The organism is Mesorhizobium sophorae (genome assembly GCF_002270415.1).
In the GTDB taxonomy this organism is placed as follows: Bacteria; Pseudomonadota; Alphaproteobacteria; order Rhizobiales; family Rhizobiaceae; genus Mesorhizobium; species Mesorhizobium sophorae.
This window is the reverse complement of sequence record NZ_NNRI01000007.1, coordinates 367083-380754: the sequence shown is the minus strand read 5'-3', so window position 1 is coordinate 380754 and position 13672 is coordinate 367083. Positions and strand designations below refer to the sequence as shown.

Here is a 13672-nt window from a genome sequence, read left to right as displayed (position 1 = left end):
CAGTTTGGCAGACATCAAGGGCATATTGTTCGACAAGGACGGGACGCTTGTCGACTTCAACGCGACCTGGCTCGGCATTGCCGACTTCATGGCCATGGATGCCGCCGAGGGCGATCGCTGGAAGGCCGACAGGCTCCTTTCGGCGGCGGGTTTCGATTTCGTCAACAAGCGGTTCAGGCCCGATTCGATCTTTGCCTCGGGCACCAACATGGATGTCGTCGAACTGTGGTTCCCGCGCCTGTCCGACGAGGACCAGATGCTGGCCGTCGCCCGCTTCAACGAAATCACGTCCGTGCAAGGCTCGTCGATGGCGGTGGCGCTGCCCGGCATCGTCGAAACGCTGACAGTGCTGCACAAGCGATCCTACCGGCTCGGCGTCGCTACCAACGATTCAACCAGCGGCGCGGAGAAGACGATGGTCACGCTTGGCGTCGCCCAGCTCTTCGACGCTGCCTATGGCTATGACGCGGTGGCCAATCCGAAACCGGCGCCGGACACGATCTTCGCCTTCTGCGACCTGACCGGGCTGAAGCCGGCGCAAGTCGCCATGGTCGGCGACAATCGCCACGACCTGGAGATGGCGCGAGCCGGCGGCTGCGGGCTGGCGATCGGCGTGCTCTCCGGCACCGGCACACCTGAATCGCTGTCGTCGATCGCCGATATCGTGCTGGATTCGGTTGCCGATCTGCCGGATTTTCTGTCGGCGCGAGTCAAGGAAACGATCTAGCGGCCGGATATACCCTCCAAACGGAAGACACCGCTCTTCGGCGCGCTGTCGTTCGTCTGGCCGAAGTCCGGCACCTGGTATTCGGCAAGCAGGCGCAGCCGCGATCGCGGCAGGTAGGCGCGGCCCGGATCGCCAACAAGAACCTCGATACCGGCATCAAGGCAGCGGTCGAGGAAAGGCATGACGCGGTCGGCGACGTCCTGTCCATAAAAGACGTCGCCGGCGGTGACGACATCGACCGCAGGCGGCGATCCGCGGGTAATATCCTGCGCCATGACCGTCATCGCGACGCCGTTCGCCGCGGCGTTGAGGCCGATCGCTGCAATGCCGTTACGATCGATCTCCGCGGCGATCACCGCGCTCGCCCCGGCCTTGGCCGCGGCAATGCCGACAAGGCCCGAACCGGCGCCGAGGTCGAGCACGCGCCGACCGGCCACGGTTAGTGGATGGTCGAGTATATAGCGCGCAAGGACGGCGCCGCCGGCCCAGGCATAGGCCCAGTAGGGCGGCTGCGGATCGGGTCCATCCTCATCCGCCTCGGCCGTGTCGTCATCATCGTCGAAGCTTTGCCGCGGATCGATAAGCCGCCTCAGGCCACTCCCCGGATGAGCCGTATAAAGCAGGATCTCGGGAAGCGACGGCACCGGGGCGATGCGCATGTTCGCCCTGATGAACTCGGTCGGGTCAGGACGGCAAGGTGCATCCACGGCGCCAAGGCCGTCGGCTGCCGTCATTCGCGGAGCGCCCGCCGCAGGATCTTGCCGACCGGCGTCTTCGGCAGCTCGGTCCGGAATTCGATGTATTTAGGCCGCTTGTAGCCGGTCAGGTTCTCGCGGCAATAGGCGGTGAGCGTCTCTGCGGTCAGCGCCGGATCCTTCCTGACCACGAACAGCTTCGGCACCTCGCCCGAATGCTCGTCCGGCACGCCGATCGCCGCCACTTCGAGCACGCCCGGATGCATCGCCACGACTTCCTCAAGCTCGTTCGGATAGACGTTGAAGCCCGAGACCAGGATCATGTCCTTCTTGCGGTCGACGATCTTGGTGTAGCCGCGCTCGTCCATGAAGCCCATGTCGCCGGATTTGAAATAGCCGTCCTTGGTCATCACCTTGGCGGTCTCATCCGGCCGGTTCCAGTAGCCCGCCATTACTTGCGGCCCCCGGATGCAGATTTCGCCGACCTCGCCGAGCGGCAGATTGTTGCCGTCGTCGTCGCGGATGGCGATCTCCGTCGACGGCAGCGGCAGGCCGATGGTGCCGGTGAAGTCGCTGGCGCTGAACTTGTTGGCGGTGGCCACCGGCGAGGTTTCCGACAGCCCGTAGCCTTCGGTCACCGGACAGCCGGTCAGGGCCTTCCAGCGTTCGGCGACGCCCTTCTGCACCGCCATGCCGCCGCCCAGCGTCAGCACCAGCGGCTTGAAGTCGAGCTTGCGGAAGTCCTCATTGTTGAGCAGGGCGTTGAACAGCGTGTTCAAGCCCGGAAAGATGTGGATCGGATATTTCTGCAGTTCCTTGACGAAGCCGGGAATATCGCGCGGGTTGGGAATGAGCACATTGCGCGCACCTTGCTGCATGCCCATCAGCGCGTTCACCGTCAGCGCGAAGATATGATAGAGCGGCAGGGCGCAGATAAAGTTCGGATGCGCCGGTTTCGGCTTGATCGTATAGGCGTCTTCCATCCACTGCGCGTTCTGCACGACATTGGCCAGCACGTTGCTGTGGAGCAGCGTTGCACCCTTCGAGACGCCGGTGGTGCCGCCCGTATATTGCAGGAAGGCGACATCGTCGGCCGCCACCTTGGCTGGCTTGAAGCCCACGCCGCCGCCGGCCTTGACGGCCGCGTTGAACTTGACATGGCCGGGCAGCGACCATGCCGGCACCATCTTCTTCACCCGGCGCACGACGAAATTGACGATCGTGCCCTTCAGTCCGCCGAGCATGTCTCCCATCGCGGCGACCACGACATGCTTGACCGCCGTTCTGGAGATGACCGCCTGCAAGGTGCTGGCGAAGTTCTCCAGGATGACGATGGCCTGTGCACCGGAATCTTTGAGCTGGTGCTCCAGTTCGCGCGGCGTGTAGAGCGGATTGATGTTCACCACGACATAGCCGGCGCGCAAGACGGCCATCATCGCCACCGGATATTGCAGCACGTTGGGCATCATCAGGGCGACGCGTGCGCCCTTTTGCAGTCCCTTCGATTGCAGGTATGCGCCGAAGGCCGCCGACAGCCGTTCGACATCGGCATAGCTGATGGACTTGTCCATGCAGGTAAAGGCGGGCTGGGCGGAAAATTGCTTGCAGGCGGCGACCAGGAAATCGCCGATAGAGCTGTAGGGCAAGGCGCCGATTTCAGCTGGTATGCTTTTCGGATAGCTTTTGAGCCATGGCTTTTCCGGCAGTCCGGCAGTCAGGGCCGTCAGTACCTTCGGCAATCGCGAGGCCGCGGCCGGCTTTCCGACGGCAGGCTTGGCCTGGGCCTTGGCCGCGGGCTTTGCACTTGCCCGCACCGGCACAGGTGCCGCCTTCGGCTTGGCCGCGGCGGCTTTGGCAACGGGCGCTTTCGGCTTGAATGCGCCGGCGGCTGCCTTGGCAGCCGTCTTGGCTTTCACCGACGCCGTCGTCTTTGATGCTTTTGCCACCCGTTCCTCCCTGGATAATTCTTGTTCGCCCGTGCCGCGCTCGCCCCGAATTGACAGAGACGTCCCCCCGCTGCGGCCTGGGATGTCTTCTATGTATTGCCTCTATCGGCGGCGGTGCAAGTCTTGCCCCTGCGGCAAGGCGGCGAAAGATTTGCCGCCGAAAATCTTTCCGCCGCCGATACTGCGAGCCGGTGTCCTGCCGCATCCTCGGCCGGGCGAAGGTCGGCGCGGCACCTGTATCGCCAGATCGGCGATCAATAAAAAAATGCGGTCGTTAACAATCCCGTGAATGGAAAAAACTGCTAATTTTTTCTGCCATTTAGCAAAATGGCGGATTTTTTTCCTGCTTCCCGAGGGGTAAGCAAACGGGGTGTTCCAAAGCCGGAAAAACGGTGCTTATATGCGGGCTTCGCGAGCCTGATAGAGGGGCTTGGAAGAACATCAGGGAGTGCTCAATGAAAAAGAAACTCGCTTTTGCGGCCGCGTTGCTGGCTGCAAGCGTCCTGAGCGGCATGGCCAATGCGAAGACGCTTGTCTATTGCTCGGAAGCATCGCCGGCCAATTTTGATCCGGGTACGACGACGGGCGGCAACGACTTCGATGCCTCGTCGCGTACCGTCTATTCGCGCCTGGTCGAATTCAAGCATGGCGGCACCGAGGTCGAGCCCGGCCTTGCCGACAAGTGGGAAATCTCGGACGATGGCCTGGTCTATACTTTCCATCTGCATCCAGGTGTGAAGTTCCAGACCACCGATTATTTCAAGCCGACCCGCGACCTCAACGCCGACGACGTCGTCTTCTCCTTCGACCGTCAGTTCAACAAGGCGAACCCGTGGAACGGCGATAAATACCTGCCGAACCTGACTTGGGATTATTACACCGGCATGGACATGCCGAAGTATGTCGCCAAGTGGGAAAAGGTCGACGACCTGACCGTCAAGCTGACCCTGACCGAGCCGAACGCGCCCATGCTTGCCAACCTCGGCATGGACTTCGCCTCGATCGTGTCGAAGGAATATGCCGAGCAGCTGGAGAAGTCCGGTAAGATGGCCGATTTCTCGACCAAGCCGATCGGCACCGGCCCGTTCCAGTTCGTCGACTATCAGCTGGATTCGGTTATCCGTTACGCGGCCCATCCGGATTATTTCAAGGGCAAGGAGAAGATCGACGATCTCGTCTTCGCCATCACCCCTGACGCGACCGCCCGCATCCAGAAGGTGCTCGCTGGCGAATGCGACATCGCGCCCTATCCGAATCCTGCGGACATCGGCACGATCAAGGCCAACCAGGACGTGACCCTGATGGATCAGGCCGGCCTGAACATCGGCTACATGAGCTACAACACCACCATCCCGCCACTCGACAAGCCCGAGGTGCGCCATGCGCTCAATCAGGCCATCGATCGGGAATCACTGATCAAGTCGCTGTTCCAGGACGCTGGCGCCACGCCGGCCGTAAACCTGATCCCGCCGACCATGTGGTCGTGGGACAAGGATGTGAAGGCCGACGCCTATGATCCGGATGCGGCCAAGAAAGTTCTGTCCGCTGCCGGGCTGACGGAAATCCAGCTCTGGGCTTCCGATCGCGTTCGTCCTTACAACCCGAACTTCCAGCGCGCCGCCGAACTGATCCAGGCCGACTGGGCCAAGGTCGGCGTCAAGGCCGAGATCGTGAACTACGAGTGGACGAAGTATCGCTCGGAAGGCAAGAAGAAGGACCGTCCAGGCGCCTTCCAGATTGGCTGGACCGGTGACAATGGCGATCCGGACAACTTCTTCGCCACCCTGTTCGCCTGCTCCGCCATCGGCGTCTCGAACTACTCGAGCTGGTGCGACAAGGACTTCGAGGACCTGATCCAGAAGGCCAAGAAGACCAGCGACCAGGCCGAGCGCACCAAGCTCTATGAGCAGGCGCAGGTCGTCTTCCAGAAGCAGGCTCCGGCCTTCCTGCTGGCACACAGCCAAGTCTACGCAGTCGTGCGCAAGAATGTCAGCGGTTTCATGATGGACCCGCTCGGCATTCACCGCTTCGACGGCGTCGACAAAGCCGAATAAGATATCGAGTGGGGCGGCGCTGTAGAGCGCTGCCCCCTTCGCCATGCTCAAATATATTCTTCACAGAATTGCACTTTTGATCCCGACGCTTGTCGGCATCACTATCTGTGCCTTCGCCTTCGTCAGGCTGCTGCCTGGCGATCCCATCCTTGCCATGGCCGGCGAACACGGCGTGGCGCCGGCGCGTTACGAGGAACTCAAGGAGCAGTTCGGCTATAATCTGCCGATCTGGCAGCAATACGCACGCTATGTCGGCGAGGTCGTGACCGGCGATTTCGGGGTCTCCATCTCGTCCAAGCGCCCGGTGCTCGAAGAGTTCAAGACGCTCTTCCCGGCGACGCTGGAACTGTCGTTCTTCGCCATGATTTTCGCCATGGTGCTCGGCATTCCGGCCGGCATCTTCGCGGCGATCAAGCGCGGCTCCTGGTTCGACCAGTCGCTGATGGGCACGGCGCTCGTCGGCTACTCCATGCCGATCTTCTGGTGGGGCCTGCTGCTGATCATCTTTTTCTCCGGCTATCTCGGCTGGACACCGGTTAACGGCCGCATCGACCTGCAGTTCTTCTTCAAGCCGATCACCGGCTTCATGACCATCGACACCTTGCTCTACGGCAAATGGGATGCATTTCGCTCGGTATTGCGCCATCTGGTGCTGCCGACAATCGTGCTCGGCACCATTCCGCTGGCTGTGATAGCGCGCCAGACGCGCTCCGCCATGCTCGAGGTGCTGGGCGAGGACTACGTGCGGACGGCCCGAGCCAAAGGGCTTTCGTCGGCCCGAGTCATCGGCGTGCACGCTCTGCGCAACGCACTCATTCCGGTGGTCACTACCATCGGCCTGCAGGTTAGTACGCTGCTCGCCGGGGCCATCCTTACCGAAACGATCTTCTCCTGGCCTGGCATCGGCAGGTGGATGGTCGAATCCATATCCAAGCGCGACTATGTTGTCGTGCAGTCTGGCCTGCTCTTGATCGCCCTTATCGTCATGGCCGTGAACCTGATCGTCGATGTACTCTATGCCGTTATCAACCCACGCATAAGGGCGGCATGATGAGCCAGTCGACCGAAATCGGCCCGATGGCCGCCGGCAACCCGGATCGCCTCACCGGTCTCAGGACCTTCTGGTATTATTTCTCGGTGAACCGCGGCGCCGTCATCGGCCTGTTCGTCTTCATCCTGCTGGTGCTGGCTGCGCTGTTTGCGCCGCTGCTGGCTCCCTATGCACCCGACGTCCAGGACAAGACTGCATTCCTGCGGCCTCCGGCCTGGCAGGACGGCGGCTCGACACAATATCTGCTCGGCACCGATCCGGTCGGGCGTGACATCCTCTCGCGCCTGCTCTACGGCGCGCGCTTCTCGCTGCTGATCGGCGCGGTCGTGGTCTCGCTGGCGCTCACCGGCGGCATCACGCTCGGCCTGCTGGCCGGCTATTTCCGCGGCTGGGTCGACGTGGCGATCATGCGCGTGATGGACCTCATCCTGGCTTTCCCGTCGTTGTTGCTGGCGCTGGTGATGGTCACCATCCTTGGCCCTGGCCTGTTCAATGCGATGCTGGCCATCGCGCTTGTCCTGCAGCCGCATTTCGCGCGGCTGGTGCGCGCTGCCGTGATGGCGGAGAAGAGCCGCGAATATGTCGTGGCGGCGAAGGTCGCCGGCGCCGGCCATATCAGGCAGATGCTTCGCACCATCCTGCCGAATTGCCTGGGACCGCTGATCGTCCAGGGCACGCTGTCGTTTTCCAACGCTATCCTCGAGGCGGCCGCTCTCGGCTTCCTCGGCCTCGGCGCCCAGCCGCCAACGCCCGAATGGGGAACGATGCTCGCTTCGGCGCGCGAATTCATCCTGCGCGCCTGGTGGGTCGTGACCTTCCCCGGTCTTGCCATCCTCATCACTGTGCTTGCCATCAATCTGATCGGCGACGGTCTGCGTGACGCGCTCGATCCGAAACTGAGGAGGTCGTGATGGCGCTGCTCGATATCCAGAACCTCGTCGTCGAGTTCCAGACCGCTTCCGGTTCATTCCGCGCCGTTGACGGCGTGTCGCTCCATGTCGACGAGCGCGAAGTGCTGGCGATCGTCGGCGAATCCGGTTCAGGCAAATCGGTGTCGATGCTGGCGGTCATGGGGCTGTTGCCATGGACGGCCACTGTCACCGCCGACCGCATGAGCTTCAATGGCCGCGATCTTCTGAAGCTAAGCCCTGCCGAGCGGCGCAAGATCGTCGGCAAGGACATGTCGATGATCTTCCAGGAGCCGATGGCCAGCCTCAATCCCTGCTTCACCGTCGGCTTCCAGATCGAAGAGGTGCTGCGCTTTCATATGGGTATGGCCGGTGCGCAGCGCCGGGAGCGCGCCATCGAACTCTTGACGCAGGTCGGTATTGCCGAGCCGGCGGAACGGCTGAACTCGTTCCCGCACCAGATGTCGGGCGGCCAGTGCCAGCGCGTCATGATCGCCATCGCCATCGCCTGCAATCCGAAGCTGCTGATCGCCGACGAGCCGACCACCGCCCTCGACGTCACCATCCAGAAGCAGATCCTCGATCTCCTGGTGTCGTTGCAGGCCAAATACGGCATGGGGCTGATCATGATCACCCACAATATGGGCGTCGTTGCCGAGACCGCCGACCGCGTCGTCGTCCAGTACAAGGGCCGCAAGATGGAAGAGGCCGACGTGCTGTCGCTGTTTGAATCGCCGAAGAGCAACTACACGCGCGCGCTTTTGTCGGCCCTGCCGGAGAATGCCGTCGGCGACCGGCTGCCGACCGTTTCCGACATGCTGTTCGAGCCGGCGCCTTCGGGAGCCGCCGCATGAGCATCAAGGTCGTCGAAGGCAAGAATATCGTCCGCGACTATCATGTCGGGGGCGGGCTGTTTCGCGCACAGCGTACGGTGCATGCGGTCAAGGGTGTCTCGTTCAGCGTCGACAAGGGCAAGACGCTCGCAATCGTCGGTGAAAGCGGCTGCGGTAAGTCGACGCTGGCCCGCATCATCACGCTGATCGATCCTGCGACTTCGGGTGAGCTGTTCATCGACGGCAACAAGGTCGACATCGCCAAGGACGGGCTGAGCAAGGAGATGCGCCGCAAGGTGCAGATCGTTTTCCAGAACCCTTACGGGTCTCTCAACCCGCGCCAGAAAATCGGCGACGTGCTGGGCGAACCGCTGCTCATCAACACCGGCAAGCCGGCTGAGGAACGGCGCGACCTTGCCATGAAGATGCTGAAGAAGGTCGGTCTCGGACCCGAGCACTACAATCGCTATCCGCATATGTTTTCCGGCGGCCAGCGCCAGCGTATCGCCATCGCCCGAGCGCTGATGCTCAACCCCAGCCTCTTGGTGCTGGACGAGCCGGTCTCGGCTCTCGATCTGTCTGTGCAGGCGCAGGTGCTCAACCTGCTCGCCGATCTGCAGGACGAGTTCCAGCTGACCTACGTCTTCATCAGCCACGACCTGTCGGTGGTGCGCTACATCGCCGACGACGTGATGGTGATGTATTTCGGTGAAGCGGTCGAATACGGCTCGCGCGAAGAGGTCTTCGCCGACCCCAAGCACAGCTACACCAAGACGCTGTTCGCGGCGACGCCGCGCGCCGACGTCGCTTCGATCAAGGCGAGGCTGGCAAAGAAGAAGGCCGCCTGACCGGGCGTGTCGATATTCAGGTGAGGCCGGCCTGCGAATGGCGGGCTTCCTGCGCTTCCGGTGCTCACGTACCTTAAGTACGCTCCGCTCCGGTTTTCGGAAGCCACCATTCTCGACTCGGCCTGACCTGAATCTCAACACACCCTAATGCATGTCGCGCAAAAGTGGCCTCGGTTTTGCGAGAACGACATGCATGAAACCAAAAACCCAAAGCGCGTCGCCTGAATCCGTTCAAACGCGACGCGCTTTAGGCCAAGCCGCTTACGACAGCTTGGCGATGATGGTGCGCAGCGCCTCGCCAAAGCGCCTGATCTCCTCAACCGTGTTGTAATGGACCAGCGAGGCGCGGATGGCGCCGCTGTCCATCGACAGGTTGAGCCGCTTCATCAGCCGCGGCGCGTACATGTGGCCGTCGCGGATGCCGATGTGCATGTCGGCCATTTCCTCGACGATTCTTTGCGGTGACAGTCTGCCGATGTTGAAGCAGAAGGTCGGCACGCGTTCGGTGATACGGGCTTCGTCGGCGACGCCGTAGATCGTCGCGCCGCAATCCTTGAGCACGCCAAGCATCTCGCGCGCCAGCACCAGCTCATAGTCGCGGATGGCACCCATGCCCGCGACGATGTTTTCGCGCCGCGAGCGGTTGTTGGATGGCGCGAGATTGCGGCCGATCAGTTCGAGATACTGCACGGCCGCATCCATGCCCGAGACGTTCTCGTAGATGAAGGTGCCGGCCTCGACCTTGTAGGGCGGCTCGTCGGGGATGAAATCCTCGCGGAAGGTCGGCAGCCGCTTCAGCGTCTCGAAGCGGCCCCACAGGAAGCCCATATGCGGCGAGAAGTTCTTGTAGCCTGAACAGACGAGGTAATCGCAATCCCAGGCCTGCACGTCAATCAGCCCATGCGGCCCATAGTGCACGCAGTCCAGGAACACCTCCGCGCCGGCTGCGCGCGCGATCTTGGCAACGGAAGCGACGTCGACGATCGAGCCGATCGAATGCGCTGTGACCGTGCAGGCGACCAGCCGGGTACGATCGGAAACCAGCGGGCGCAGATCGTCGACATGCAAATTGCCGTCTTCGCGCATGCGCCACCATTTGAACTTGGCGCCGGCGGACTCCAGCGCCAGCCATGTGGCGATGTTGGCGTCGTGGTCCATGTCGGTGATGACGATCTCGTCGCGCTCTTGAAGCATCTGGCCGATGCCGAGGCTGACCAGGCGGATGAACGAGGTGGCGTTCATGCCGAAGCAGATTTCGGCCGGGCTGGCGGCGTTGATCAGCAGGGCGACACTTTCGCGGGCGTCGGCGACCGACTGGTCGACGGTCACGCTGCGGCCATAGCGGCCACCGCGCTGCACATTGTGTGAAACCAGATGGTTGGTCACCGCGTCGAGCACGCTCTGCGGGATCTGCGCGCCGGCGGCATTGTCCATGAAGATGAAATCGCCGGCCCGCTGCAAGGCTGGAAACATGGCGCGGATGGTGTCGACGGGGAACGCGGCGGCGCTCGCATTGTCGGTTTGATGTTTGTTCAAGGTCGGCTCCTGCGAAGTTCTTGGCGGGTGGTTTGATTTGCGAGGTCAGCGCGTCTTTTCGGTCTTGAAGCGTTCTTCAAGCAAGCTGACGAGGCGGACCATCGGCCAGAGGAAGATGAGATAGACGAGTGCTGCGCCGATCAGCGGCGAGGGGTTGGCGTAGAGCGACTGCGCATTGGTCGCTTCCTTCAACAATTCCGGCAGCGCCACGGTCGAGGCGAGCGAAGTGTCCTTGAACATCGAGACGCAGTTGCTGGTCATCGGCGGGATGACCACGCGGACCGCCTGCGGCAGCACCACCTTGCGCAAGGTCAAAAGGAACGGCAGGCCGAGCGCCTGCGACGCCTCGAACTGGCCGCGCGGAATGCTTTCGATACCGGAGCGGAACACCTCGGCCGAGTAGGCCGACATGATGATGGCGAACGCCGTCACGGCGGACGCCCAGGATGACAGGCGGATGCCGAGAAACGGCAGCGCGTAGTAGATCAGGATCAGCACGACCAGCACCGGCAGGGCGCGGAAGATGTCGGTGTAGCCGACCGCAAGCCACCGCAGCGGCTTCGGCGAATAAAGTCGCATCAGGCTGATCACCAGGCCGATGGGGATGCCGATGCCGATGCTGAGCAGCCCGAGCAGCAGTGTGTTCAGGAAGCCACGCAGCAGCGCCGGCAAGCTGGACATGATGACATCGGGATTGAAGAAAGTGTCGATCAGCGACATGGGAGCGTTCCCGAAGCGTTTTGCGTCCAGTGACGCCAGAGCAAGACCCGAACACCGAAATCGGCTGCGCCGTACCAAACCACGGCTCCGGGAAGGGCATGAATAAAACAGGACGTGCCGGCCTTTCGAGCCGGCACGCCTGCGTTCTGTCAGTCGCCGCTCAGGCCTTCGGCAGCGGCATTTCCTTGACGGTCGAGGAATCGGCGGGCGCGTCGCTGCCGAACCACTTCTTGTGGATCGCGGCCAGCGTGCCGTCCTTCTTCATCGCGGTAAGCGCGTCGTTCAGCTTGCCGAGCAGCGGGTGGTCCTTGGTCATCATCAGGCCGTATTGCTCGCCGGTCTTGATGCGCTCCTTGACTGTCAGGTCCTTCATTTTGGTGAAGGAGTACTGCATGCCAGGGATGTCGCTGACTGCCGCATCGACGCGTCCGGCGCTGAGATCGAGCAGCAGGTTCTGCTGCGTGTCATAGCCCTTTACGTCGGCGAAGCCGTCGGCTTCCTGATGCCCCTTGACCCAAGTTTCGCCCGTCGAGCCGGATAGCACGCCGACGATCTTGCCCTTGAGGTCGGCTTCGGCCTTGATCGGGCTGTCGGCCTTGGTGGCGATGCCCATGTCGGAATCATAATAGGGCTGCGTGAACGACTGCGACTTCAGCCGCTCCGGCGTGATGGTGATCGACGAGATGGCGACATCGATGCGCTTCGATGTCGTGGCGGCGAACAGCGCCTGGAAGCCGAGGTCGGCGATATCCGTGGTCATGCCGATGCGCTTGGCTGCTTCGTTGACGATGTCGACTTCAAAGCCCTCGAACGTGCCGCTCTCGTTCTTGTACTCGAAGGGCGGGTTGGTCGGGTAGGCGCCGACATTGAGGACGTCGGCGGCATAGGCGGTGGCAGGGCCGGCGGCGATGCCGATGGCGGCGGCGAGAAGCATGAGATTGCGACGGTTCAGATTCATGGTGTTCCCTCTGGGGTGTTCCCTCTGGTTGTTGATCGGGCGGGGTTGGCCCCGCACGGTTTCTTGCCGTCCCACCGTCGGCAGGGCGTCAATTCATGGCCGCGACCATGCGGTCGAGCGCGGTCGCTATCTCTTTGCGTTCACGGCACACGCACATCCGCAGGAAGGCCGTTGCCGAACTTCCGAACAGATGACCGGGTGCCAGCCCGACGCGCGCCGTCTCGAGAATCCTGGTGCAGGCGCGCCGTGCATCGCTCTCGCCTTCCATGGCAAAGAAGGCATACATGCCGCCGCGCGGTTTCGTTGGCAGAATGACGCCCGGAATCTGCGCCAGCCGGTCATAGGCGAGGTCAAGGCCAGTCCTGATCCGCTGCCTGATCTCCTCGACCAGCGGCTCGCCCTGGCGGATCGCTGCAACCGCACCGGCTTGGATCGGCGCGGCGGTGCCGCTGTTTACATATTGCGTCATCGCGCCGAGTTGGTCGGCCACCCCGGACGGATGCGTCAGCCAGCCGATGCGCCAGCCGGTCATCGCCCAGGCCTTCGAGAAGCTGTTGACCGACAGCACCCGGTCGCCATCCTCGGCGATCTGCAGGATGGAGGGCGCAACATCGCTATCGAAATAGAGCCGGCCGTAGACCTCGTCGGAGATGATCCAGATGCCGGTGCGCCGGCTGAAATCGAGCAGCGCGCGCATTTCCTCGGCTGAGGCGGTCCAGCCGGTCGGGTTGGACGGCGTCGACAGGAAGATCGCGCGGCTGCGGGCATCGCAGGTCGCAAACAGCCGGTCGAGGTCGAGATGCCAGTCACCCCTATAGTCGAGCGAAAACGGCCGTGGCTCGCCGCCGATCAAGTGGATGGCGTTGTGGATGTTGGGCCATTGCGGCGCGACATAGACGACGTTGGTGCCGGTATCGACCAGCAGTTCCAGCGCAAGATACAGCGCCTGCATGCCGCCCGGCGTGACAGTGGTGCGCGCGATCGGGATCGACCGGCCATGGATGCGCGTCTGGTACTCCGACAGCGCCTCATTCAGGGGGCCATGGCCGCGCATATTGGGAACGTAGAAGGTCAGGCCTTCATCGAAGGCAGCCTTGGCCGCATCGCGGATGAAAGCGGGCGTCACCATGTCGCCTTCGCCGTACCAGAGCGCGATGACGTCGCCGAGTTCGCGCGCCCGAACGGCGAGGTTGGCGATGTTCTCGGTGTGCAGGTCACGGATTTGGGCGCGAATGCCATCAAAGGCATAGCGCGCGCTGGACGACGACTGGGGCAGCATGAACGACAAGGACTGAAACCCCTCCCACCCGGAACACCACGATGGACTGCCCCCGGCAAGCCCGCCCGGTACCGCAGTCGCCATCGATCTTGGAATGCTTATCCAAAGCGCGGCGCT

General features: G+C 62.5%; 12 protein-coding genes. 6 read left to right on the top strand and 6 right to left on the bottom strand.

Features of this window, described 5'->3' with window-relative positions; genetic code table 11:
• Positions 1 to 4: 4 nt before the first annotated feature.
• Complete coding sequence (locus tag CGZ66_RS06260) at positions 5 to 727, top strand: HAD family hydrolase (protein ID WP_095082607.1); 723 nt, start codon at positions 5 to 7, stop codon at positions 725 to 727.
• On the opposite strand, the gene CGZ66_RS06255 is transcribed toward CGZ66_RS06260, so the two are convergent.
• Positions 724 to 1461, bottom strand: a complete 738-nt coding sequence (locus CGZ66_RS06255) for a class I SAM-dependent methyltransferase (protein WP_095082605.1) — start codon at positions 1459 to 1461, stop codon at positions 724 to 726. The two genes, CGZ66_RS06260 and CGZ66_RS06255, sit on opposite strands and share 4 nt — an antisense overlap.
• Positions 1458 to 3368, bottom strand: a complete 1911-nt coding sequence (locus CGZ66_RS06250; protein WP_095082603.1) for a long-chain fatty acid--CoA ligase — start codon at positions 3366 to 3368, stop codon at positions 1458 to 1460. The genes CGZ66_RS06255 and CGZ66_RS06250 overlap by 4 nt, the downstream gene beginning before the upstream one ends.
• A 455-nt stretch (positions 3369 to 3823) precedes the next feature.
• On the opposite strand from CGZ66_RS06250, the gene CGZ66_RS06245 reads away from it, so the two are divergent.
• Genes CGZ66_RS06245 through CGZ66_RS06225 form a run of 5 tightly spaced genes read left to right on the top strand, consistent with a single transcriptional unit; the run spans position 3824 to position 9062 of the window.
• Positions 3824 to 5422, top strand: coding sequence for an ABC transporter substrate-binding protein (locus CGZ66_RS06245; RefSeq protein ID WP_095082601.1), 1599 nt, complete (start codon positions 3824 to 3826; stop codon positions 5420 to 5422).
• Between the two features lie 43 nt (positions 5423 to 5465).
• On the top strand, positions 5466 to 6473 hold the full coding sequence (locus CGZ66_RS06240) for an ABC transporter permease subunit (RefSeq protein WP_095082599.1): 1008 nt from the start codon (positions 5466 to 5468) through the stop codon (positions 6471 to 6473).
• Positions 6473 to 7384 (top strand): ABC transporter permease subunit, encoded by a 912-nt coding sequence (locus CGZ66_RS06235; RefSeq protein WP_095082597.1) that lies wholly within the window; start codon positions 6473 to 6475, stop codon positions 7382 to 7384. Before CGZ66_RS06240 ends, CGZ66_RS06235 begins: the two co-directional genes overlap by 1 nt.
• Positions 7384 to 8235, top strand: a complete 852-nt coding sequence (locus CGZ66_RS06230; RefSeq protein WP_095082595.1) for an ABC transporter ATP-binding protein — start codon at positions 7384 to 7386, stop codon at positions 8233 to 8235. Before CGZ66_RS06235 ends, CGZ66_RS06230 begins: the two co-directional genes overlap by 1 nt.
• The gene (locus CGZ66_RS06225; RefSeq protein ID WP_095082593.1) at positions 8232 to 9062 is read left to right on the top strand and encodes a dipeptide ABC transporter ATP-binding protein; all 831 of its coding nucleotides are present in this window, start codon (positions 8232 to 8234) and stop codon (positions 9060 to 9062) included. The genes CGZ66_RS06230 and CGZ66_RS06225 overlap by 4 nt, the downstream gene beginning before the upstream one ends.
• 261 nt (positions 9063 to 9323) lie before the next feature.
• Here the strand turns inward: CGZ66_RS06225 and CGZ66_RS06220 are convergent, their stop codons facing one another.
• The 4 genes from CGZ66_RS06220 to CGZ66_RS06205 form a co-directional block, all read right to left on the bottom strand.
• On the bottom strand, positions 9324 to 10598 hold the full coding sequence (locus tag CGZ66_RS06220; RefSeq protein ID WP_095082591.1) for a cysteine desulfurase-like protein: 1275 nt from the start codon (positions 10596 to 10598) through the stop codon (positions 9324 to 9326).
• Between the two features lie 45 nt (positions 10599 to 10643).
• Complete coding sequence (locus CGZ66_RS06215; RefSeq protein WP_095082589.1) at positions 10644 to 11318, bottom strand: amino acid ABC transporter permease; 675 nt, start codon at positions 11316 to 11318, stop codon at positions 10644 to 10646.
• A 160-nt stretch (positions 11319 to 11478) separates the two neighbouring features.
• The gene (locus CGZ66_RS06210) at positions 11479 to 12276 is read right to left on the bottom strand and encodes an ABC transporter substrate-binding protein (RefSeq protein WP_095082587.1); all 798 of its coding nucleotides are present in this window, start codon (positions 12274 to 12276) and stop codon (positions 11479 to 11481) included.
• An 88-nt stretch (positions 12277 to 12364) separates the two neighbouring features.
• Positions 12365 to 13555, bottom strand: a complete 1191-nt coding sequence (locus tag CGZ66_RS06205) for a pyridoxal phosphate-dependent aminotransferase (protein ID WP_167392069.1) — start codon at positions 13553 to 13555, stop codon at positions 12365 to 12367.
• Between the last annotated feature and the right edge of the window lie 117 nt (positions 13556 to 13672).

What these genes read in the sequence shown, in the direction of transcription:
- CGZ66_RS06255 (WP_095082605.1), bottom strand. Translation starts at nt 1,461, where the DNA reads ATGACGGCAGCCGACGGCCTTGGCGCCGTGGATGCACCTTGCCGTCCT.
- CGZ66_RS06245 (WP_095082601.1), top strand. Translation starts at nt 3,824, where the DNA reads ATGAAAAAGAAACTCGCTTTTGCGGCCGCGTTGCTGGCTGCAAGCGTC.
- CGZ66_RS06240 (WP_095082599.1), top strand. Translation starts at nt 5,466, where the DNA reads ATGCTCAAATATATTCTTCACAGAATTGCACTTTTGATCCCGACGCTT.
- CGZ66_RS06235 (WP_095082597.1), top strand. Translation starts at nt 6,473, where the DNA reads ATGAGCCAGTCGACCGAAATCGGCCCGATGGCCGCCGGCAACCCGGAT.
- CGZ66_RS06230 (WP_095082595.1), top strand. Translation starts at nt 7,384, where the DNA reads ATGGCGCTGCTCGATATCCAGAACCTCGTCGTCGAGTTCCAGACCGCT.
- CGZ66_RS06225 (WP_095082593.1), top strand. Translation starts at nt 8,232, where the DNA reads ATGAGCATCAAGGTCGTCGAAGGCAAGAATATCGTCCGCGACTATCAT.
- CGZ66_RS06215 (WP_095082589.1), bottom strand. Translation starts at nt 11,318, where the DNA reads ATGTCGCTGATCGACACTTTCTTCAATCCCGATGTCATCATGTCCAGC.
- CGZ66_RS06210 (WP_095082587.1), bottom strand. Translation starts at nt 12,276, where the DNA reads ATGAATCTGAACCGTCGCAATCTCATGCTTCTCGCCGCCGCCATCGGC.
- CGZ66_RS06205 (WP_167392069.1), bottom strand. Translation starts at nt 13,555, where the DNA reads ATGCTGCCCCAGTCGTCGTCCAGCGCGCGCTATGCCTTTGATGGCATT.